Genomic DNA, 22343 nt, shown 5'->3' with positions numbered 1-22343 from the left:
GGTCACCACGTTGCCACGGAACTCGTGACCGTTGACGCTGACCACCACATGGTCACCTGCGTGCGCATCACCACTGACCACGCCACTAATCATGGTTGGCATACGGGATTCGGTGGCGTTCACCGTGCCGTCACCGGCCACCGTTTCGATGGTCAGGGCGTTATGCGCCTGCGTGTCCAGTACCACCGTTTTGTGCTCAATTGCCGTGGTGGCGTTACCGGCATTGTCAGTGCCGGTGATCATCACCTGCACATCGTTACTGCCTTCGTTAAGGGCAACCGTCGGCACCGGTACTTCGTAACGCAGGTGGCCGTTTTCATCGGTCACCGTGCCGTAGAAGTTCTGGCCGTTGACGCTGACCACCACATGGTCACCTGCATGTGCATCCCCGGAGACCTCACCGCTGATAAGCGTCGGCATACGGGATTCCGTGCGATTGACGATGTCGTCTCCCGCCACGGTTTCAATAGTCAGGGCGTTATGTGCCTGCGTATCCAGTACGATAGTTTTGTGCTCGACCGCAATCGCCGTGTTGCCAACATTGTCGACACCCGTAACCATCACCTGCACATCGTTGCTGCCTTCATTCAGCGCTGAAGTTGGCACTGGCACGGTATAACGCAGTTTGCCATTTTCATCAGCGACCACTTCGCCATTAAAGCTCTGGCCGTTAACGCTCACTACTACATGGTCGCCAACCTGCACATCACCGGTGACTTCACCGCTGATAAACGTTGGCATACGGGATTCGCTACGGTTCACGGTGTCATCACCAGCAACCGTTTCAATCGTCAGAGCATTTTGTGCATGGGTATCGAGCGTGACATTGTGATGTTCAACAGCAATCGCTTCGTTACCCGCAGCGTCATGGCTAATTACCTGTACCTGAACATCATTGGCCCCTTCGTGAAGAAGACGAGTCGGAACCGGTACTTCATAGCGCAATTGGCCGTTATCATTAATCACAACGCCATGGAATTGCTGGCCTTGTACTGTAACGGTAATAGGATCACCTGCTTTAGCATCACCACCGACTTCACCAGCAATCAAGGTTGGCATACGAGATTCGCTGGCATTAACGACATCATCGTTAGCAACAGTTTCAATCGTGACTGAGTTATGAACATCGAGATCGATATCCACATGGTGATCGCTTGATGCCTGAGTCGTGTTCCCAGCCTCATCGGTTGAGGTCACAGTGGCATGAATATTCGGATTGGCCAGCAACCCCTGAGTTGAGACATTAATCCGATAGCCAAGATTGCCATTACCGAGATCGATAACGACATCGTGATATTCCTTACCATCGACGGTTAATGTGATGGCATCGCCGATTTTTGCATCACCAGAGACGCTGCCGTGGACTGAGGTTTGCGGCTGATGTGATTCATTGATGTTAATAACGTTATCAGGCGTGACGCTATCGATGGTTATCTGGTCATGCAAATCGGTCACATCGATCACAGCATCCGTCGTGCTTTGCGCGGTGCGGCCTGATACATCCGTAGCTGTGGCGGTAACGTTGATCTCACCTTCAACCAAACCACTTAAATCAGGGTTTGCTGTCCAGTGGCCATTGTTCACCGGAACATCAATAGTAATTGTATTTTTTTGGCTATCGGTGAAGGTCAGCGTGATGTGGTTTTGATTACTGGTGCCGTTGATATTGGTATGGTTGATTTCATTTTTGTTAATAAAACCATCGTTCCCGGCAAAATCATCAATGTGAACCAACGGTGGGAGCACCGCAGGTGAACCAGAGGAGCCAGCCGTTGTGAAACCATTTTCCGGCAGGTTAAGTTCAGGTGTTGGAGCCCCAATACCTGCCGTATTAAAACCGGCAGTAGGATCAACGATTTTCCCAGTCAAATCCAGCTGCACCAGGGTATGACCACCACCGCCACCTTCGATTTGCACCGGTGCTTCATTACCCGCAGCGGTTGCTTCTAATGCTTGTGTCGGGTCAGCGCCGTCAGCAATAGCTTTCTGTAACGATGCGACATCCTGAGTGTCATGATCTGAAGTGCTTACAGCATTCAAGCCATGCTCGCTCCAGTGGCTATTACGCCCGAGATCCAGGGTTTTACCATTTGGCAGCTCCATACTGACCGCGCCGCTGTCCCCGGTAATAATCTCTTCGCCACTATAGATTCTGTCGCCTTCTTTCAAGAGACGTTGTGAGCCGTCTGCTTCAACTACATAAACCAGACCAATTACTGCTTTAATCACACCAAGTAAATTGCTCACTATTACCTCTCTTGAATACTTTCGTTATTTTTATAATTGCTACTATTAATTAAATAACTAATAACATTATTTTCCCATTCATAAATCACCTCTAAATCAAAATGCCCATTAATGGACATTTCATTCGAAGGTGATTAATGAATGTAGAAAAAAACACAGTTATTAGAACTCTATTATCGGAGACTTGACTGAGCGTTAAATATAATCAAAAATGACGGAAAGTGAAACATCACATTACAGAACATTAAATTTCATTGCGAATGAAAGTTGCGTTTAATGTAATCAGATAAAAACCTCTGCACTTGTTAATTAATATGATGTTTCGTGTTAAAACAGAAATGGATATAAGGCGTGATATAGGGATATCATTAACGCGCGCAATAAAGGCTTCATAAAATGCAGAAGTTTTCCCTTTTTATACTTGGTTGTTTATCAATACCATCAGTTAACGCAGCAACTTTACAAAATACCGTAAATCAAGCTTTATCCAGCCATCCGGAAGTGAATGCATCAGTAAATAGTCGTTATTCTGCAGAGCAGGATTTGCGGGCAGCCCGCGGTGGATATCTTCCTTCCCTGAATTTAGATGCTGAAGCAGGCCAGAAAAATATCAACGATGCTACCACGCGCGCGGGTGGTAGTAAGAATGGGATGAATCTGTCTCCAAACGACGCCACAATTAGCCTCAACCAAAATGTATTCGACGGTTTTGCGACTTCAAGTGAAGTTGACCGTCAAAAGGCAACCGTTGATTCCCGGGCTTTTAGCGTGCTGAATATCAGCGAAAATACCGCATTCCAGGTGGTTCAGGCCTATCTTGACGTATTGCAACGTCAGGAATATGTGCATCTGGCAGAAGATGACCTCGCCAACCATGAGCGCATCTACGACCAGATTCGTTTACGTACCGATCAAGGCGTTGGCCGCTCAGGCGATTTAATGCAGGCTGAAGCGCGTCTGGCGCAAGCTCGCAACAACTTGTTGACTGAGCAGACCAACCTCGAAGATGCCAATACTACATTCATGAGTGTGACCGGTGAAGCGCCTGAAAACCTGAGTCTGCCTGAAAGTATTAATGCCATCCTTCCAAAATCGCTTGAAGATGCCAAACGCATAATGGAAGACAACAGCCCGCTGCTGAAATCTGCCAATGCTGATATTCAGGCTGCTCGCCAGCAGTATGAAGCTTCAAAATCAACGTTTTACCCTCGTGTTGATGTGGCGCTATCTCGCAGCATCAGTAATGACACCGACACGACTCGTGCCCATTCAGAAGAGTGGGAAGCGATGGTGAAACTGCACTACAACTTGTACCAGGGCGGCAGCGATAAAGCAGCAATGCAATCCCGCGCGTATCTGGAAAAACAAGCTCAGGACGTACGTAATAACACGCTGCGCCAGATGAACCAGGAAATTGGCCTGGCATGGTCAGCATTAAAAAGTGCCAGAGACCAAATTCCCGCAGCCACAGATTATGCCGACCGCAGCGTGAAAGTTCGTACCGCTTATCAGGATCAGTTCAGCCTGGGTGAGCGAACTTTGCTGGATTTATTGGATAGTGAAAATGAAGTATTCTCAGCTAAACGCCGCCTTGTTGAATTACGTTATCTGGAAATTTCGACGGGTTATCGTATTTGCGCGCGTACAGGTGAATTATTAAAAGCACTTAAAATTAATCCAGTGCCTGCAGGTCAACCAATAGACTCTCCAGAAAATAACTCATTACCTGAACTTAATTAGCATTTAATTAACTGAAATAGTTCCCCACTGAACTATTTCAGGATTAGTTCACTTTTTATTTTTTGCTAAATAGTTGCGTCAGGAACATTCCTATCAATGACTTCACAAGTTGAACACATGAATACAATGTCAGAGGCTCCTCCTGTAGAGGAGTCGCATTATCATGACCCGCGCAGTCGCAATGACGATCCATTGCTCGATTGCCTGCTGGTTCTTTGTTCTGTGCATGGTAAATCAGCAAGCCGCTCAACATTGAGTAGCGGGCTGCCGCTGGAGAACGATCGCCTGACGTTGGCTATTTTGCCTCGTGCCGCTGCTCGTGCTGGATTAAAGGCACGTGTCATCAAACGCTCGCTCAATAAAATCGCCGCCATGTCTCTGCCTGCGATACTTTTGCTGCGTGACGGTGGTGCCGCCGTACTGCTTGGCTGGAACGCAGATGGTACTGCTCGCATTATGCCAAGCGAGAGCGAAGGCGGTGAAATCAATATTGATGCAGCAGAACTTGAGAAAAGCTACGCAGGCCAGGTGATTTTCGCACATCCTCGCCATGAGTTTGACTTACAGTCTGAATCTTTCCTGCCACGGACAAAATCCTGGTTCAAAGACACGCTGATGCTTTCTCGCTATCTGTATATGGATGCGATATTAGCAAGCCTGCTGATTAACCTGATTGCGCTGGGAACACCTCTGTTCACCATGAATGTGTATGACAGGGTTGTACCCAATCATGCCACGGTGACTTTGTGGGTTTTGGCCGTCGGTATTTGCATGGCGTTTGTTTTCGATTTGATCTTAAAAATGCTGCGCGGTGTCTGCCTCGACATTGCAGGTAAAAAGAGTGACCTGATTATCTCAGCCACGCTCTTTGAGCGTATTACCGGCATGGAGATGAAAGCGCGCCCAGCCCGTGTGGGTAGCTTTGCGCAAAACATTCATGAATTTCAGTCGCTGCGTGATTTCCTCTCATCTCTCACGTTGACCACACTCATCGATTTGCCGTTTACACTGGTGTTATTACTGGTGATTGGCATTATCGGTGGTTCTCTCGCATGGATTCCTTTACTGACCTTCCCTATCGCGCTGGTGATTAGCTGGGCGTTGCAGAAACCGGTAAATGCCGCCGTTGCCAAAACCATGAGTTTGGCAAGTGAGCGTCAGGCATTGCTGATTGAAACACTCAGTGGCCTGGACGCTATCAAAGTCAACAACGCACAAAGCGAACGCCAGTATCAATGGGAACAAACGCTGGGCAGTTTAAGCCGCCTGGAGTTACGCGTTAAAACCTTATCCAGCTTCGCCAGCAACTTGACCGGATGGTTCCAGCAAATGTCTGGCGTCATCATGATTATCGTCGGCGTGTATATGATTATTGGCGGCAAGCTGAGCATGGGTGGCCTGATTGCCTGCTATATGCTTAATGGCCGTGCGCTGATGCCAATGGGCCAACTCACCGGGTTGATTGCCCGTTATCACCAGGCGCGTTTAACCATCAAAAACACCGAACAAATGATGTCGATGCCGCAGGAGAGACGCGATCATGAGCACCCTCTGAAGCGCGAAACATTCCGTGGCAGCATTGAGTTCAAAGATGTCGACTTCAGTTATCCCGAGCAGAAAAACCCTTCACTGCAAAAGATTAACCTGACTATTAAACCTGGTGAGCGAGTAGGTATTATCGGCCGCAGCGGCTCAGGCAAGAGCTCGATTAGCAAGTTGATAATCAATCTATATCAGCCAACCAGCGGTAATATTTTGATCGACGATGTCGATGCTCGTCAGTTGGACGTCAACGATTTGCGCCACAGCATTGGTTATGTCCCTCAGGACATTCAGCTGTTTAATGGTTCACTGCGCGATAACCTGATTTGCGGTGCCCGTTATGTTGACGATGAAACAATGCTGCGCGCCGCGGAACTTGCTGGCGTTAACGAATTCGCTCGTATTCACCCTGACGGCTACAACTTGCAAGTTGGTGAGCGTGGTATGCAGCTGTCCGGTGGGCAACGCCAGGCTGTTGCGCTGGCTCGCGCGCTCCTGCTGGAGCCACCAGTTCTGCTGCTTGATGAACCGACCAGTGCGATGGACAACACCAGTGAAGACAAGATTAAACAAGGTCTGGTGCCATTTGTCGCTGATAAAACGCTGTTACTCGTGACGCACAAAGCGTCGATGCTAACGCTGGTTGATCGACTGATTATTGTTGATAAAGGACGCATTATTGCTGATGGCCCTAAAGCCATTGTTATGGATGCGCTGAAGAAGGGTCAAATCAATGCGTCTCGCTGAGTTATTTACACGTTTACGCCCGCAAATTCGCAACTACTTCAAAGGTCGCGATGAAAACCAGGCCGATAACATTAACGAGGTGAGTCATGCTCTGATTGATGACTCGCCGCGCGTTATTCGCCTGACTCTTTGGACTATCCTGGTATTAGTCGTGCTGGCGTTCACTTGGGCTGGATTTGCCAAACTTGATGAGGTTACACGGGGTGAAGGAAAAGCCATCCCGTCATCACGCTTGCAAAAAATACAGAACCTGGAAGGTGGTATTGTCACCGAGCTGTATGTGCATGAAGGGCAAATCGTTGAAGCTGGCGCGCCGTTGATTCATTTGGATGACACTCGTTTTGCTTCAAACGTTGGTGAGACTGAAGCTGATAAGCTTGGCTTACAGGCTAAAATCGATCGTCTGGCTGCGGAAGCTGAAGACAAAGATTTTGTCATCTCTGATGAGATTTCTAAGAAGGCTCCTGATGTTGCACGTGGCGAACTGGATTTATTTAACAGTCGCCGTCGCCAGTTCCAGAATGAAATTGAAGGTCTTCAAGAGCAGCTAGTTCAGAAGAGACAGGAACTGCGTGATTTCCAGTCCAAACAGGAACAGTACAAAAACAGCCTTAGTTTACTGCAGCAAGAGATCAAAATGTCTGAGCCGCTGCTGGCATCAGGTGCAATTTCTAAAGTTGAAATCCTGCGTTTACGTCGTACTGAAGTGGAAACTAAAGGGCTGCTGGATTCCGTCACGCTTTCCATCCCTAAGTCTGCATCTGAGACAAAAGAGATTGAAAACAAGATTGGTGAAAGTCGTAACCGCTTCCAGAGCGATGCGCTTTCACAGCTTAACGAAGCACGCACGAATCTGAGCAAAGCAGAAGCCACTGGCAAGGCACTTGAAGACCGTGTCAATCGAACCATGGTGGTTTCGCCAGTTCGCGGTGTTGTCCAGCAAATTTTGGTTAACACCATCGGCGGTGTTATTCAGCCAGGCAGTGATTTAGTAGAAATCGTGCCACTGGATGACAAACTGCTTATTGAAGTGAAAATTCAGCCGCGTGACATTGCCTTCCTGCACCCAGGGCAACATGCCGTAGTGAAGTTCACCGCTTACGACTACACCACGTATGGCGGCCTGAATGGTGAACTGGTCCAGCTAAGCCCAGATACCGTGACGGATAAAGAAGGCCACAGTTACTACATTGCACGCCTGCGCACAGATAAGAACTACCTGGGAACCAAAGAGCATCCAATGGTCATCATTCCGGGTATGGTCGCATCAGTCGATATTATAACTGGTAAGAAATCGATTCTGAGTTATCTGCTGAAACCGATCATTCGCGCCAAAGCGGAAGCATTACGCGAAAGATAGAAACGATAAAAAAGCCGCAACAGATGATGTTGCGGCTTTTTTTATCGTGAAATTCAGTAGCTGGTTGGCGTTAAATACATAACACCCGGCTTTGTCTTACTGGGCATTAAACGAAGACAACTTCCCACGGTTCAGAGTCAATTTACCCTCGTTAACCAGCTCCTGGAGCACTTTATGGATAGCGCTACGTGAAATGTGGTTCCTACTGAGAATAAATGTATAAACTGATGTTTTTTCACGCATTTCAGGCTCAAGTGACCAAATGTGTTTCACGTGTTCCGTCACAATTTCGCGAATAGTTTTATGCGAACGCAGATTTTCACGCTGGAAATAACGCTGCAGATGGTTAGTCAGAATATCAAATGCATGTATCCATAGGTTTTTCTTGCTAAGCATCTCATTAGCATTAGCCGCATTCATTACCCACATCTCACAGTCCGTGTCACAACGCAGGTAATGAGACATCACATCATTACGCATCTGTGCCAGGCCAAGGATAGCGGGGGCGGTAAAGCTTACCGTAACAAGGTCATTTTCAACTCGGTAAACAGAGACAGAGCCTTTCTCAAGATAAAAAATGTTTCCATCTTTTTTCATTTCAATGCGCTGACGTTTTTTCCTCAGAGAGAAATAGGCGTTTTCAGATTTTTTAATCTCGTCTCCAATGAGCATTACAGATTCATCAAAATTAAGAATGGACATCAGCTTCTCTTACTCTAGTTATGGGATTGAGATTATCTCCTGGCACAAAGCAAAGGAGATCGCCCTAACGCAATCGATACCCCGTTACTCGTAACGTATATCAATATAGGACATTACGGCAAACCTGCGATTGGTAAGCCAGATTTTGAGGATTGTAGGATGGCGATTTGAAATGAATAACCTTATGAACTCCATGCCAAACAATATTCCACGCTCATGAACAACCGCATACATTATTATTACTTCATTATACAACTATGAAATAATCACTCAAAAAATCATATCAGGGCATATTGTTTTTCAAACAATCACAACTGTTATTCCATAAACAGCAGGGATTAAAAATAACTTGAAAAATAACATATATCAAATACAATGGCCAAATAATTGATATCACAATCACTGTATCAATCTTATCTTTGAACCAGGCAAAATCATTTTTCTTATACTTTATAACCTGCATCCAAAGCCATACAACTCTGAATAGCATAAACACCAGGGTTGAAACCCCATAAATACATACTATTAATTGAAATAGTTTATTCATTGGCTATATCCCCGTTGTTATGGTGAGACATCATCAACGAAGAGTAAAGGCGACTTAAATACTCAGGTATTAAATATCATTTTCAAATTTACACTATTGAGCATCTAACTCTGAGATACCATGCCTGCCCCCTCATGCTGCTCTGTCAGTGAGTATATTAATCTGAGGGCAGAAACGTAATTTTTTTAATCTTTGCGGTGGTAATTTTTTCTTTTCAGTTAAAAAAGAAGTAGCACATAACCATAACAAATTGATTTTAAATGATTTTTAACGTATAAAAATAGTTAACACTTGGTTAATCATAAGTATATTGATGATCCGAGAAGTACCTAAAGGGTAAAGTAGCTAAAAGGCTGGATTATTCCATGCCACATTGTGCTTATAATGGCAGGTGGAAAACCAGCCTGAGTCAACGAGAGTAGTGGCAACATGTCCGAAGCAGATAATCTATGTTATCTCATTGAAAACAAAATAGTATTTCTACCAGAGAAACAGTGTCTGGTACATACAGACAGCCATGAAGAGATAAAACTCAAGCCGACAGCCTCATTATGCCTACTGTTATTGCTCAGGAATCACACTAAGATTGTTACTCAGAATGAGTTACTCGCTTTCGCTTGGGGTGAAAGCCACAGACAGGTTAGCTTTAACGCCTTTTATCAAAGCATTCTCTCTCTGCGAAAGTCATTTTTACAAATGAATGTAGAGAAACAAATAATCACCACAATTCCTCGTAAAGGTCTTATCATTCAACAAGAAATAACCGTTGAAAAAAAACGGGATCATGTTGTACCTGAGGTTGAGATCGAACTTACAGAGCCGCACGCTGTAACAGATACGAATGGAATAGAAAATAAAAAACTGCCAAAGGTAAATCTGGCGGAAGCACTTATTATTATGTTTACCATCATAATAGTTGGGGTGCTTATCTACCCTAAAGTATCCAGCGAGAATTACTTTTCGGGTTATGTTGCTTCAAAAAAATATGATGGCCAATGCCACTATTTTTTAAATGATGATGCAAGTAACCATATTCGTCATGAGGATTTTATCAAGCAGCATCCTGAAATGTGCAGTGATGATAAATACCTCTATATAACGGCTTATCCTGAGACGAAAAATATTTCTATCATTACGTGCACTACCAATATGGAATTGTCACATGATAACTCCTGTCAGTCCGTCTATTATCCCCGGTACGATAGTAAATGAAGATGCTTAGCGCGATAGCCACTATCAGAAAACAAACACGTATCATTTTCCTGGTGTGTCTGGCGATACTCTCCGGTCTCGCGTTCTATCTATATATGCCCTCATACGAGAATCCGCACAGCATCGTATGCCGGTCGACGCTACAGATAGTTAGGGGTAATGCGTCATTTAGAGGCATTGTCGATTTCAAATCGGGTGACGGAAAAGGTATTGCAAACATTAACGGCATCATAAACGTCACGCCGCAGGAGGAGTATACGGTTCAGAGGACCATCCTCTTTACGCTTGCTGAGTATGGCCTCAGCCCCGTCTGGGTATCCCAGCAGATCATCATTTCCAACCGTGAAACCGTACCCGCTGCGATTCTGCAACAATTTTTCCCTGATTTTTATCTGAAAAACTCAGGAGTAAGCGATATCGATATTTTTAGGCTAAACAAGGATGCCGCTCTCCTCACCCGTGAAGACATTCCTTATTTATACTGCCAGAAGTATCAGCTTCCCGATGAAGAGTAACTTCGTACAAACATCTACAGCGACTTGAACTAAGTTAAATCATTTCAGGCATGTTTCAGCCCATTAAAAGACAACCAGTGCACGGATTGTCTTTTATTTGTGTAAATTAATAAAAATATCTTGAACATAATAAGTACCACGTTATTATCCACTCGCACATTAAGATGATAATAAACATGCAGCTTCCTAAAAGTAAACTTTAAGTTAAATATGTTATTTAATTATGATATCTCATTAGTCCTACTCGCAGTAATTATTGCGTGCCTGGCTTTTTATGTCTCTTTTTGGCTATGTAAAGCTGGCGCTCGAAAAAAACATTACTGTTGGCCTATATTTAGTGGCCCAACTATGGGCTGTGGTATTTGGGTTTTACACTACATGGTGATGCAGGCCCATCATCATAGTCATATTATAAATTATAACATTAAGATAACGCTGGCCTCTTTACTCGTCGCTATTATTGGTTGTTCCCTGGGGTTTGGTTGCTTTTTATTCAAAAAATTACGCAAAAATCACTATCTCATTCCTGCATTGATATTTTCTGCCACCGCAGCATCCATGCACTACCTGGGAATGGCTGCAATCATCAATACAGGTGATTGGTATGTCAGCAATGCTCATATCACACTTTCGCTAATCGTTATTTTTATCACTTCATTAGGCATGCTGCGTTTAACTCATCTGATGTTAGTTATGACGAGTAAAAACGACAGCTATGCCAACTTCTGCCGACTGGGTGCCACTCTTACTCTTTGTACCGGTGTAGCAATCATGCACTTTTTAGGTACAAGTAAAATGAATATGGCACCAATGGCCTCCTCATTTATTAGCATAAAACATGATGATTACATCGAAAACACGATAGCTATGACGATGGTAATACTTATTACCCTGGTATTTATGTTAGCTATCTTCATCTGGTTTATTAATTTCAAAGAACATTTGAGTAATGAACTTCTCAAAAGAGAGTTAATTTCGAAGAATTTGCAATTAAAACAAATGACGCAACATGATTCATTAACTCAATTGCCTAATCGTCTTTATTTACAAAATCATTTGAACACTCTATTTGATAAACAAATGCAACCACTGTTCATTATGTTTATTGACCTTGACGGTTTTAAACGTGTTAACGACGTCTGGGGACATGCCATTGGTGATGAACTGCTGGTAAAGATATCTAAAATGCTCAGGAACGTTATTGGCAAGGGAGGATTTGTGGCAAGAATTGGTGGTGATGAATTCATCATCGTCGTTTGCGAAAAAACAGAGGATGCGGCGATCAAACTTGCAAAAAAATTGCTTTCAAGAATCTCAGATAGCTATGAACTCTCAGCAACAACAGTTGATTTCTTGTCTGCCAGCATCGGGATTTCTATTTACCCGGAGCATGGGCAAGATGTTGCCACACTTTTGAAAAAAGCCGATGTGGCGATGTATTACATAAAAGATAAAGGGAAGAACAATGTCATCTTTTACGATGAGATAGCAATGACATTGCCCACGTGATGCCAGGTTAATACCAAAGAGTATTAATAGAGCAAGATAGCCGAGTGTTAGTAACACTTTTTTTAAGCAATGGATGCTTGTAAATCATTCCAGATAGTGGAATTAGTAAAAAAAGCAGACATTGATGATGAAATTTACTGCGTTATACAATAAGTACAAAGACAAATGGTGGGCTTTGCCACTTGTCCTTCCCTTCATTCTGTACCCTATAACTCAGTATATGAGTTCTTACGGCTACGTTGACGGTTTCGAGATACCTTTCTTTTATCTCAACATGGCACTGATGACAACCCTTACCATGATTTATGGTTTTAAGGCATTGCCAGGAATCATTCTATGCATATTTTACCGGGTAGCACCTGATCGCGGCTTTGAACCGGCAATTATGTCAGTACTACATTATTTTACTTCAACTGCAATAAGTTGTGCTGGTTACTATTATTTTACGGGTAAACGTGGCCGCGCAAGTTTTGGGCGTTACAATCTAACCTGGCAGCGTATTTTTTGGCTGGTATTTGTTAATGCCACTTTATTCTTAAACTATTTCCAGGCTGTGCTCTATCTGGGGATGTTTGGCGTGCATCAAACAATGATGTACATAACCCCCTTCACCACGCGAACATTGATAAATTATCAGGGAATGCTGGTTGGGAATATGATTGGCTTGCCAATGTGTTATTTGGTAATTCGTTCGATCAGAACGCCATCATACATCAAGAAATATATTGAAAAAATCCGTAATCAAGTTGCAGAAGACCTGCGAGCGCTGGAACTCATTTGTCTATTTGGCGCACTGATATTGCTTACGGCGCTCATGATTTCGCCAATCAATCATAAACTAACACTGATAAACTCCGTATATACCCTGACGTTACTGTTACCGGTCATGATTTGGGGAACACTACGTCTGGGCCATGCCGCCATTTCTCTCATTTGGTGGGTGTTATTGGTTGTGCTAAGTAATAACTCTCAAAGTTATATCCCTCAAACAGCCGATTACAAGTTACATCTGGCTGTTGCAACATCCTGCTTTGCAGCATTTTCGATAACTATTACTTTGATGGCTATAAATATTTCACGACAACGTGCGTTAAATATTAAGTCCAAACGATTAATGAGCATCGATCCAGTTTTGCATCTACCAAACTTGCTGGCACTTGATGCAGATTTAAACAAAAACACTGTGTCTGTTTTATGCCAACTATATATTCCGGATCTTGAGTTATTGGGTCGCCATTATGGCTTACTCATGCAAGTGCAGTACAAACAACAACTGGCTCAGTTTTTAAAACCTGTACTGGGAAGTGATGAGCTTATTTATATCAGCTCTGGTCACGATTTAATCGTACGAATGTCCCCTTTAAATGCTGAAAAAAGAATCTCTGAGCTACACAACAAAGCCAAAACATTCCGTTATACCCGTGATGGGGTAAAGCTCTACCCACAAATTGGTTGTAGCTACTGCATCATTAACTACCCAGTGGGTCATCTATATTTATTAATTGGTGAATTACGAGCACTGGCAGAGATCTCCCTGACAACAAACTTGCCCGTGGATATGAGAAAGCAAAGCAGCCGCCAGGTACAAAGTCAGGTTAAAACTAAAGTCGACATGATGAATCAACTTCAATATGCGCTTGAGTTAGATCGGTTTGTTTTGATGGCTCAGCCAATAGAAAGTAAAAATGGTCACCGCTACCATGAAGTCCTGTTGAGAATGCTTGGTAGTAATGATGAACTTATTTTCCCGGATACTTTTTTACCGCTAGCAAATGAATTTGGCATGTCATCGAGCATTGATCTATGGGTCCTAAATAACACCATGAAATATATGGATGAAACTCGTCATGCACGGCCAAACCAATGCTTCGCCATTAATCTGACCCCAGCATCAATCTGCCGCACAGATATGGCGCATCTCATTGAAAACATGCTAATTAAGTACGGTATTGCGCCTGAGCAGATCGTTCTGGAAGTGACCGAGACCGATGAACTTACCAACAACTTACAAGCAGATAAGACACTGGATGCACTACAGCGTTTAGGCTGTAAAATTGCTATCGATGATTTTGGAACGGGTTATGCGAGCTATGCGCGACTAAAAAACATGCAGGCAAATATACTCAAAATCGATGGTAGTTTTATCCACAATATTATTTCCAGTGAAATGGATTACAAAATCGTGGAATCTATTTGTGAGTTAGCAAGAATGAAAAACATGACGTTAGTGGCTGAATTTGTCGAAACAGAAGCGATTCAGAATGCTCTATTCCGCATGGGAGTTGACTATGTTCAGGGCTACTTCATTGGTAAGCCTGCTCCTATCGAAACCTTACCGGCAACTGTTTAAGACATAAAATCAGGCAGCAGAAAGCGCAATACATGAGGTTTTCTGCTGTCGCCATGAATAATGATAAAGCAAATTCAGGACGTAAAAGCAGCGTAACATACGTATCGAATGGGTTCGTTAGATTCTAAATAGATTAGGAAAGGTATGCTGGAGCGGGTGAAGGGAATCGAACCCTCGTATGCAGCTTGGGAAGCTGCCGTTCTACCATTGAACTACACCCGCTTAAGAAGTGCGTAGGCATTATAGACGTTCAGCTTTCACTGGCAAGCGCCTTTTCATTTTATGTGGTGGATTATTAAGCGATTGTTTTTATTAGAGGCATGCGAATATCTAACTCTTGTTGGCAAATCATTTCCCTTGTGATTCCCTCCCGTTTTCCCCTCGACCCAATAAGTTCTACAATGGTGAACTTTTTAAACTCACCGAGTCCTAAAATGATTGATGAGAACCGCCGCATACAGTCTGTTGAACGCGCAATGGCAATACTTGAAGATATTGCCGCTGCAGGTGGTGTCGCTCGTTTAGCCGATTTGTCAGCACGGCTTAATTTGAACAAAAGCACATTACATGGACTGCTCAACACTCTCTCGGCTCTGGGCTACATAACCCGCAAAGGGACGCATTACGCACTAGGTTTGCGTTTGCGGGACATCTCGCAACCTCTGGCGGACGCGGATGAACAATTGCGGGAAGTATTTACGCCGGCTTTATTGAGAATGGCGAGATTAAGCGGGGAAACCAGCTATCTGGCAGCCCCTTGTGGCACGCGTGAGTACCTTTATATTGATGCTATCGAAGGTTGCAATAATCTACGGGTAGCCAGTCCGCGCGGCCGGCGTGAAGGGTTAACGACCTCCGCTATTGGCAAGATATTTTTAGCTAACGAACCTGAATTAGTGCGCAGTTTGCGACGAGCAAATCTCCTGCCGGCAAAACTTGAGCAGGAATTACATATCATCCGTGAGCAAGGCTATGCGCTCGACCTTGAGGAAGCTGAAGTGGGGCTAAATTGTCTGGCTATACCGCTTCGTCGGCAAGGATGCGTTATTGCAGCATTAGGTGTAGCAGCTCCTGCCAAACGTTTAAGCAAGCCAGCCTTAACAGCGCTGGCGATCGCATTCAACCAGGCTTAGTTCGGCATTATCAAACTTTAGCCTCCAATCACCCTACCCATCTTCACAAATTGTTAGCTCACAGCAATCATTGGCGACTCTTTATCACATCAAGGAGTTTTCCAATGTCTGCTTTAAGTGAATCAACCGTTGTGCAAGTGATTGAGCGCGCACGAAAGCTCGCTCAAGAGATGAATTTTGCTATTAATATCAGTGTTGTTGATGACGCAGGTCTACTGCGCGGTTTTTTGCGCATGGACAACGCAGTCCCGGGCGCTATTGATGTCTCAATCAAGAAAGCACGCACCGCAGCACTTTTTCGTACAGATAGCCTGACTCTTGGTGCAGATGCTCAGCCAGGTGGCGCAATTTATACTCTGGAGTCCACGAACGGTGGGCTGATTAGTTTTGGCGGCGGCGTTGTGCTCTACGATGAACATAACTACGCGACTGGAGCAGTAGGTATTGCCGGTGCAACGGTAGAAGCCGATCAAGTCATTGCGCTGGCCGCAGCCGGGAGAACATAAATGAGCACGCCACATCGTATTCATGCGGGTGTCTGGGCCCTGGCAGTTACTGCATTTGCTATAGGTGTGGCGGAGTTTATCGTCGTCGGCGTGTTGCCCGCCATAGCTCAGGATTTACATGTGTCTCTGGCTCAGGCCGGAAGCCTGGTCGGAACCTACGCGCTCGCGCTCGCCATTGGAACACCTATTGTCGTTCTTGGGCTTGCGCGATTACCGCGTAAGCCATTGCTGCTGGCATTAGTGACGACCTTTCTTTTTGGTAACCTGCTATCAGCATTTTCTACCGACTATCACATGCTATTGCTGGGTCGCATCATCACAGCAATTGCACACGGCAGTTTCTTCGCTATCGGTGCCACTGTCGCAGCCCGATTAGCAGCACCTGGTGCTGCAAGCCGGGCAATTTCCGTTATGTTTGCAGGCCTGACGCTTGCGATGGTTATCGGTGTGCCATTAGGAAGTATGATTGGTAATGGGCTGGGCTGGCGTTTACCCTTTTTTGGGGTCGCAGTGTTAGCCGCAATTGCTCTGCTGGCAACGGCACGCTGGGTTCCGGTACTACCCGCGCAGAAGGCAGGCCCGGCGTTTATACAATTGTCTGCGTTAAAACAGCCCATGATTCTGGCGATGATGAGTATTACCGTACTAGGTTTTGGCGCAAGTTTTGCTGCCTTCACCTTTATCACCCCTATTTTGACTGGCATCAGTGGGTTTTCGACCCATAGTGCCAGCATGTTATTGGTGGTATTTGGCATAGCCACTTTAGTTGGGAACATGACCGGAGGACGTTGGGCTGCAAGTCTCGGCTGGCCCACTGCGCTACGTCGTATGCTGCTGGGTCTGCTCGCGGTATTTGTGCTCCTGGTGCTCACCCTCTCCAGCAAACTGGCTGTTGTACCGCTGCTATTTATTTGGGGTGCACTGGCATTCGGGATGTCACCAGGTTTTCAGGCAGGAATGCTGGAAACAGCATCGCGCTGGACTCCTCGCGCAGTGGATTTTGCTTCAGCGTTGAATATCTCGGCATTTAACCTGGGTATTACTTTGGGTGAGATCCTGGGGAGTGGATTAGTGGCACAAAACAAGATTGCGCTAACGCCGTGGGCAGGAGTGCTGTTGGTGCTGGTTGCTCAAATCCCCCTCTTCTGGCTTACGGGTAAACACAATCAACGCACCTGATAGATAAAAGGGAAACCTCGCGGTTTCCCTTTCATTTTTAAGCGTGAGCTACCACTTTTTTCGGGAATACTATTAGAGCCACGATAGGTGAAACCACCATCAGCGCAAACACCCAGACAAAGCCCATTGTGAAGCTACCGGTTGCATCAATTGACCAGCCAATCAGTTGGCTGTTCGCGGTGGCGATAACGAATGTACATACCCAGAACGTCGACATTGTATAAGTCACAGTTTGAGTATTGGCCCCTTTTAATGTCTCTTTTGGGATAGAGAAAATAAAGGCAAACCAGGTCGCAAACACAAAGCCCGTCAGGAATGAACAAACCAGAATCAGAATGTCATTGGTTGCGAACAGCATAATAAAGGTGGTAATTGCCATCGCGATGCTGGTGCTAAACAACCAGTTTTTATAATGGTAGCCGCGAGCTTTGCAGAATGGTCCTGCAATCGCACCGAGCATAATCCCGACCTGGTTTACCGTGCCGCTCAGGTGAGCATGCGATTCTGGCGGCAGGTGCGCGTATTTGGCGTAGTAAAGCGGCAGGAAGGTGAACATGAAAATCATCATGATCATCGCGCCGACGTACTGGGCAATCATCCCCCACACCACGCGGTTAAAAATCGCATCTCTCATAATGCGCAGTTTATCCGTGCTGCCGTCGTGGCTTGCAGTAGTAACAGCAACTTCTTCATCGGTGAAGAAGATTAGCCACACAGCACCCAGAACCAGTGTAACCACACCATAGACCGCCAGCAGATTTCTCCAGCCACCAAAGTAGATAGACAAGCTACCTGCCAGCGTCAACGCGATAATGGTGCCGATGATATTGGAGGTGCAGTTCAGGCTGTTGAGCGCAGATGCGGTTTTGTTATCAAACAAACGTGCCACGGTCGGCACCAGTGAAACCAGGCAAATTGCACCGCCCAGGCCGCCCATAAAGCGAATAACTAACAGCAGGTCAAAATTATTGGTCCATGGGATAAATATCGATAACCCGGTAAGCACACAACCCAAAAGATAGGATTTCTTCGCACCCAATTGTGCCGTCAGAATTGACGTGCAGAAGGCACCAAGAATTTTCGCCCACAGAATCACATTCGACATCAACGCCGCATGAGAAACATCGATATTAAAATCAGCCATGATTTGCGGCATCACTGCACCGGTTGTCGCCCAGGCAGCACCAAAAACCATATAGACCGCATACAGAACAAACTCGATTATCCACTTATTCACGCAGAAACCTCCTGAGCGCTCAGAGTGATGATTTCCAGCAGCATTTCGCTTGCCAGGCGCAGGGATTCTGCAGGGAGAAACTCTTTGGTGGAGTGGAAATTATGAGCACCGGTAAAGATATTCACGGTAGGTAAACCGGCTGGAGTGATGACACTGCCGTCATACCCACCACGCATAATTAGCGGCTTCGGCTCGATTCCCAAATTGCGCATCGCCTGTTGAACACTGGCAATAATTTCCGGCTTTTTGTCGAGACCCGCTTTGACATTATCGTAAGTATCAGATAGTTCCAGAATAACATTGTCGTGGCCGTAGCGATTTTGGAGTTGTTCGGTAATTGAACGTAGTGTTGCTTTTCTATTCTGGTAGCCGTCGATTTCAAAATCACGCAGTGCAATTTCAAGCGTAGCACTGACGGTATTACCGCTGATTTTATTCACCCAGAAATAGCCTTCACGACCCTCTGTTAATTCAGGGCGTTCAGCTTCGGGTAATCCGTTAATCACTTCATTAGCGATTAATACGGCATTAACCAGTTTTCCTTTGGCGCTCATTGGATGGGCAGTCACGCCTTTAAAGGTCATTTTTGCGCTGCCTGCATACCAGTTTTCAACCACATATTCGCCGATACCACAGCAGTCGAGGCAAATACCAAAGTCGGCATTTAATGCGGTCACGTTTAATGCTTTGGCTCCGCGAATACCAATTTCTTCATCCGGGAGCAATACCAGTTTGATATCGCCATGTTTAAAGTCCGGTGTCGCAAGCATATAGCGAATAGCTTCGACGCCAGCGGCAATCGCGGCTTTGTCGTCAGCGCCCAACAGGCTGGTGCCATCGGTGGTAATGATCTCCTGGCCTATGTAGTCCAGCAATTCAGGGAATGCTTCAACGGTAATCGCATCGCCAGTCGCAGGCAGCACGATATCTGTACCGTCATAGTTTTTCACGCGTACAGCGTGGGTGTCATTTGCGTTATCTGGCGCTGTGTCGAGATGTGCAAAGAAGACAATGGAGGGCATTTCCGGGTTATTGGCGGCAAGGCTAAGAACGGTAATAGCATTATCGTTAATGGTGGTCTCAACAGCACTTTCAGTTGCGAACTCATCGGCAACAAGTTGCGCTAATTTGTACTGGTTTTCACAGCTAGGAAGGTGTTGATTATCTGCAACGGAAGTGGTGTTGATTGTTGTATACCTGATAAAGGTATTTATTATTTGGTCTGCATTGATACGTGTTGTCATTATTTGCTACTCACCATTAACATTGAATGGTTGGTAAATATCATAATTGCATCAACCTCGTCATATTCGTTATAACTCAGTTGTTATTTTGCAAAATATTAACCATTCATATTATGAATCGAAGTGTTTAGCATTATTAGTCAGGAAGGCGGGGTAATGCGTGATAGAGATCAATAGCGAGGGGATTTATTAAAAGCCAGATTCGCTCTGGCTTTTAATTATTAGCAGGAAGGTTTGCTGCCCATCGGAGGTAAATAACGCTGAGGATCAATCGCGTTTGCCCGGTAGCGAATCTGGAAATGCAAATTCACCGAATCTGAACCGCTGCTGCCCATGGTGGCAATTTTCTGCCCGGCAGTGACTTTCTGACTGGTGTTCACCAGTGTCGTTTCGTTGTGCGCGTAGGCGGTGATGTATTCTTCGTTATGTTTGATCATCACTAAATTGCCGTAGCCACGAAGCTGGTTGCCGACGTAAACCACTGTTCCAGCGGCGGATGCGTAAATCGGTTGCCCGCGTTTTCCAGCTATATCAATACCTTTATTCCCACCATCACTATCGGAGAAAGGCGCAATCACTTTACCCGACGTCGGCCAGAGCCAGCATTTTGAGCCAACCGGAGGTGCAGCGACTTTCGCTACGCTACTTGTGGAAGATGAGCGTGGTTTCGAGGTTTTCGCAACGGCTGTTTTCTTTGAAGAAGATGAAGAACCAGAGCTACTTTTAACATGGATTTTTTGCCCTATCTCCAGCGTATAAGGAGCAGGAATACCATTGAGGCGTGCCAGTTGGCCGACGCTTGTGCCAGTCATGCGTGAGATTTTGGAAAGGGTATCGCCACGTTTGACAGTGTAAACCGAGCCGTTGTAACTGCCGGAGGATGCTTTAGAGCTGCCCGCTTTATTTGATGAACAAGCGACGAGTAACAGGCTTAGTAGGAGGATGAGGACATTGGGTGCCCATGTTCTGAATGTGCTTTCCTTGCTCAAACCAATCCTCTGAATACATTAACTAAAAAATGGGTTCCTCCCCGAAGGGAGGAACGAGCATAACTTACTTAACCGGGCGCAGAGCCGGGAACAAGATAACGTCACGAATGGTGTGGCTGTTAGTGAACAGCATAACCATACGGTCGATACCAATGCCCAGACCCGCCGTTGGTGGCAAGCCGTGCTCCAGTGCAGTCACGTAGTCTTCGTCGAAGAACATCGCTTCGTCGTCGCCTGCGTCTTTCGCATTAACCTGGTCAGCAAAGCGCTGTGCCTGATCTTCTGCATCGTTAAGCTCGGAGAAGCCGTTACCGATTTCACGACCACCGATGAAGAACTCGAAGCGGTCAGTGATTTCTGGGTTCTCGTCATTACGACGCGCCAGTGGAGAAACTTCTGCCGGGTATTCAGTAATGAAGGTCGGCTGAATCAGGTGGCTTTCAGCCACTTCTTCGAAGATCTCGGTGACTACACGGCCCAGACCCCAGCTCTTCTCGACTTTGATGCCGATAGCTGCTGCGATTTCCAGTGCTTTGCCCATATCGTCCAGATCTGCAATATCAGTTTCCGGGCGGTATTTTTTGATGGCTTCACGCATGGTCAATTTGGCGAATGGCTGGTCGAAGTCAAAGATCTCTTCGCCATACTTAACCTGCGCAGTACCCAACACGTCATGTGCCAGAGTACGGAACAGAGATTCGGTCAGCTCGATCAGGTCTTTGTAATCCGCATACGCCATGTAGAGTTCCATCATGGTGAACTCTGGGTTGTGACGCGGAGAAATACCTTCGTTACGGAAGTTACGGTTGATCTCGAATACGCGATCGAAGCCACCCACTACCAGACGCTTCAGATACAGTTCCGGCGCAATACGCAGGTACATATCGATATCCAGCGCGTTGTGATGCGTGATGAATGGACGCGCAGATGCGCCACCCGGGATCACTTGCATCATTGGCGTTTCAACTTCCATAAAGCCACGTGCAACCATGAACTGACGGACGCCAGCCATAATCTGTGAGCGGATTTTAAAGGTGTTGCGGGATTCGTCGTTAGAGATCAGATCCAGGTAACGCTGGCGGTAGCGCGCTTCTTGATCCTGCAGGCCGTGGAATTTGTCCGGCAGAGGGCGCAGTGCTTTGGTCAGCAGGCGCAGTTCAGTACAGTGAATGGAAAGCTCACCAGTTTTGGTTTTGAACAGCTTACCGCGAGCACCCAGGATGTCACCGAGGTCCCATTTTTTGAACTGCTCGTTGTAGATGCCTTCTGGCAAATCATCACGCGCAACGTAAAGCTGAATGCGACCACCAACATCTTGCAGGGTAACGAAAGACGCTTTACCCATGATACGGCGAGTCATCATACGACCAGCAACGGCAACTTCAATGCCCAACTCTTCCAGCTCTTCGTTCTCTTTCGCATCGAAGTCAGCGTGCAATTGGTCTGAGGTATGATCGCGACGGAAATCATTTGGGAAAGCAATGCCCTGCTCGCGCAGGCCTGCCAGCTTCTCGCGGCGTGCTTTCAGTTCATTATTAAGATCGACCGCTTCGGTACCCTGTGCTTGTTGTTCAGACATGTTGG

General features: G+C 45.8%; 16 protein-coding genes and 1 tRNA gene. 10 read left to right on the top strand and 7 right to left on the bottom strand.

Annotation, left to right across the window (positions count from 1 at the left end; all coding sequences use genetic code 11):
• A partial coding sequence (locus LVQ77_RS12715) for a retention module-containing protein (protein ID WP_232904589.1) occupies positions 1 to 2247 on the bottom strand: 2247 nt, incomplete at its 3' end.
• Positions 2248 to 2643: 396 nt separating this feature from the next.
• On the opposite strand from LVQ77_RS12715, the gene LVQ77_RS12710 reads away from it, so the two are divergent.
• From LVQ77_RS12710 to LVQ77_RS12700, 3 genes are all read left to right on the top strand, one after another.
• Complete coding sequence (locus LVQ77_RS12710; RefSeq protein ID WP_232864525.1) at positions 2644 to 3987, top strand: TolC family outer membrane protein; 1344 nt, start codon at positions 2644 to 2646, stop codon at positions 3985 to 3987.
• Positions 3988 to 4104: 117 nt separating this feature from the next.
• A complete protein-coding gene (locus LVQ77_RS12705; RefSeq protein WP_232864711.1) occupies positions 4105 to 6276 on the top strand; it encodes a type I secretion system permease/ATPase in 2172 nt (723 codons plus the stop codon).
• Entirely contained in the window at positions 6263 to 7636 is a 1374-nt protein-coding gene (locus tag LVQ77_RS12700) for an HlyD family type I secretion periplasmic adaptor subunit (protein ID WP_232904588.1), read from the top strand. The genes LVQ77_RS12705 and LVQ77_RS12700 overlap by 14 nt, the downstream gene beginning before the upstream one ends.
• 96 nt (positions 7637 to 7732) lie before the next feature.
• Here LVQ77_RS12700 and LVQ77_RS12695 read toward each other — a convergent pair whose 3' ends face one another.
• Positions 7733 to 8338 (bottom strand): helix-turn-helix domain-containing protein, encoded by a 606-nt coding sequence (locus tag LVQ77_RS12695; protein WP_232904587.1) that lies wholly within the window; start codon positions 8336 to 8338, stop codon positions 7733 to 7735.
• Between the two features lie 976 nt (positions 8339 to 9314).
• On the opposite strand from LVQ77_RS12695, the gene LVQ77_RS12690 reads away from it, so the two are divergent.
• From LVQ77_RS12690 to LVQ77_RS12675, 4 genes are all read left to right on the top strand, one after another.
• Entirely contained in the window at positions 9315 to 10097 is a 783-nt protein-coding gene (locus LVQ77_RS12690) for a winged helix-turn-helix domain-containing protein (RefSeq protein WP_232864527.1), read from the top strand.
• Positions 10094 to 10612 carry a hypothetical protein gene (locus LVQ77_RS12685; RefSeq protein WP_193216217.1) on the top strand — a complete coding sequence of 173 codons (519 nt, stop codon included), beginning with the start codon at positions 10094 to 10096 and terminating at the stop codon, positions 10610 to 10612. The genes LVQ77_RS12690 and LVQ77_RS12685 overlap by 4 nt, the downstream gene beginning before the upstream one ends.
• A gap of 348 nt (positions 10613 to 10960) precedes the next feature.
• Positions 10961 to 12121 carry a sensor domain-containing diguanylate cyclase gene (locus LVQ77_RS12680; protein ID WP_232904586.1) on the top strand — a complete coding sequence of 387 codons (1161 nt, stop codon included), beginning with the start codon at positions 10961 to 10963 and terminating at the stop codon, positions 12119 to 12121.
• Between the two features lie 124 nt (positions 12122 to 12245).
• The gene (locus LVQ77_RS12675; RefSeq protein WP_232904585.1) at positions 12246 to 14471 is read left to right on the top strand and encodes a sensor domain-containing phosphodiesterase; all 2226 of its coding nucleotides are present in this window, start codon (positions 12246 to 12248) and stop codon (positions 14469 to 14471) included.
• A 148-nt stretch (positions 14472 to 14619) separates the two neighbouring features.
• On the opposite strand, the gene LVQ77_RS12670 is transcribed toward LVQ77_RS12675, so the two are convergent.
• A tRNA-Gly gene (locus LVQ77_RS12670) sits at positions 14620 to 14693 on the bottom strand.
• A gap of 212 nt (positions 14694 to 14905) precedes the next feature.
• On the opposite strand from LVQ77_RS12670, the gene LVQ77_RS12665 reads away from it, so the two are divergent.
• The 3 genes from LVQ77_RS12665 to LVQ77_RS12655 all read left to right on the top strand — a co-directional run bounded on the left by LVQ77_RS12665 (position 14906) and on the right by LVQ77_RS12655 (position 17289).
• Complete coding sequence (locus LVQ77_RS12665; RefSeq protein ID WP_232864530.1) at positions 14906 to 15604, top strand: IclR family transcriptional regulator; 699 nt, start codon at positions 14906 to 14908, stop codon at positions 15602 to 15604.
• Between the two features lie 104 nt (positions 15605 to 15708).
• Positions 15709 to 16110 carry a GlcG/HbpS family heme-binding protein gene (locus LVQ77_RS12660; RefSeq protein ID WP_232904584.1) on the top strand — a complete coding sequence of 134 codons (402 nt, stop codon included), beginning with the start codon at positions 15709 to 15711 and terminating at the stop codon, positions 16108 to 16110.
• Entirely contained in the window at positions 16111 to 17289 is a 1179-nt protein-coding gene (locus LVQ77_RS12655; RefSeq protein WP_232904583.1) for an MFS transporter, read from the top strand. It abuts the gene before it with no gap.
• Between the two features lie 37 nt (positions 17290 to 17326).
• Here the strand turns inward: LVQ77_RS12655 and LVQ77_RS12650 are convergent, their stop codons facing one another.
• The 4 genes from LVQ77_RS12650 to lysS form a co-directional block, all read right to left on the bottom strand.
• Positions 17327 to 18526: an MFS transporter gene (locus LVQ77_RS12650; protein ID WP_232904582.1), complete on the bottom strand. Its 1200-nt coding sequence runs from the start codon at positions 18524 to 18526 to the stop codon at positions 17327 to 17329.
• Positions 18523 to 19770, bottom strand: coding sequence for a peptidase T (gene pepT / locus LVQ77_RS12645; RefSeq protein ID WP_232904581.1), 1248 nt, complete (start codon positions 19768 to 19770; stop codon positions 18523 to 18525). Before pepT ends, LVQ77_RS12650 begins: the two co-directional genes overlap by 4 nt.
• A 221-nt stretch (positions 19771 to 19991) precedes the next feature.
• A complete protein-coding gene (actS, locus tag LVQ77_RS12640; RefSeq protein ID WP_232904580.1) occupies positions 19992 to 20759 on the bottom strand; it encodes an amidase activator ActS in 768 nt (255 codons plus the stop codon).
• Positions 20760 to 20823: 64 nt separating this feature from the next.
• Entirely contained in the window at positions 20824 to 22338 is a 1515-nt protein-coding gene (gene lysS / locus LVQ77_RS12635) for a lysine--tRNA ligase (protein WP_151993203.1), read from the bottom strand.
• Positions 22339 to 22343: the final 5 nt, after the last annotated feature.

The organism is Buttiauxella cochleicola, from assembly GCF_021282435.1.
Lineage (GTDB): Bacteria > Pseudomonadota > Gammaproteobacteria > Enterobacterales > Enterobacteriaceae > Buttiauxella > Buttiauxella massiliensis.
Note: the sequence above shows the minus strand (reverse complement) of the source record. Positions and strands in the feature narration are given on the sequence as shown.

What these genes read in the sequence shown, in the direction of transcription:
- LVQ77_RS12710 (WP_232864525.1), top strand. Translation starts at nt 2,644, where the DNA reads ATGCAGAAGTTTTCCCTTTTTATACTTGGTTGTTTATCAATACCATCA.
- LVQ77_RS12705 (WP_232864711.1), top strand. Translation starts at nt 4,105, where the DNA reads ATGAATACAATGTCAGAGGCTCCTCCTGTAGAGGAGTCGCATTATCAT.
- LVQ77_RS12700 (WP_232904588.1), top strand. Translation starts at nt 6,263, where the DNA reads ATGCGTCTCGCTGAGTTATTTACACGTTTACGCCCGCAAATTCGCAAC.
- LVQ77_RS12695 (WP_232904587.1), bottom strand. Translation starts at nt 8,338, where the DNA reads ATGTCCATTCTTAATTTTGATGAATCTGTAATGCTCATTGGAGACGAG.
- LVQ77_RS12690 (WP_232864527.1), top strand. Translation starts at nt 9,315, where the DNA reads ATGTCCGAAGCAGATAATCTATGTTATCTCATTGAAAACAAAATAGTA.
- LVQ77_RS12685 (WP_193216217.1), top strand. Translation starts at nt 10,094, where the DNA reads ATGAAGATGCTTAGCGCGATAGCCACTATCAGAAAACAAACACGTATC.
- LVQ77_RS12680 (WP_232904586.1), top strand. Translation starts at nt 10,961, where the DNA reads ATGGGCTGTGGTATTTGGGTTTTACACTACATGGTGATGCAGGCCCAT.
- LVQ77_RS12675 (WP_232904585.1), top strand. Translation starts at nt 12,246, where the DNA reads ATGATGAAATTTACTGCGTTATACAATAAGTACAAAGACAAATGGTGG.
- LVQ77_RS12665 (WP_232864530.1), top strand. Translation starts at nt 14,906, where the DNA reads ATGATTGATGAGAACCGCCGCATACAGTCTGTTGAACGCGCAATGGCA.
- LVQ77_RS12660 (WP_232904584.1), top strand. Translation starts at nt 15,709, where the DNA reads ATGTCTGCTTTAAGTGAATCAACCGTTGTGCAAGTGATTGAGCGCGCA.
- LVQ77_RS12655 (WP_232904583.1), top strand. Translation starts at nt 16,111, where the DNA reads ATGAGCACGCCACATCGTATTCATGCGGGTGTCTGGGCCCTGGCAGTT.
- pepT (WP_232904581.1), bottom strand. Translation starts at nt 19,770, where the DNA reads ATGACAACACGTATCAATGCAGACCAAATAATAAATACCTTTATCAGG.
- lysS (WP_151993203.1), bottom strand. Translation starts at nt 22,338, where the DNA reads ATGTCTGAACAACAAGCACAGGGTACCGAAGCGGTCGATCTTAATAAT.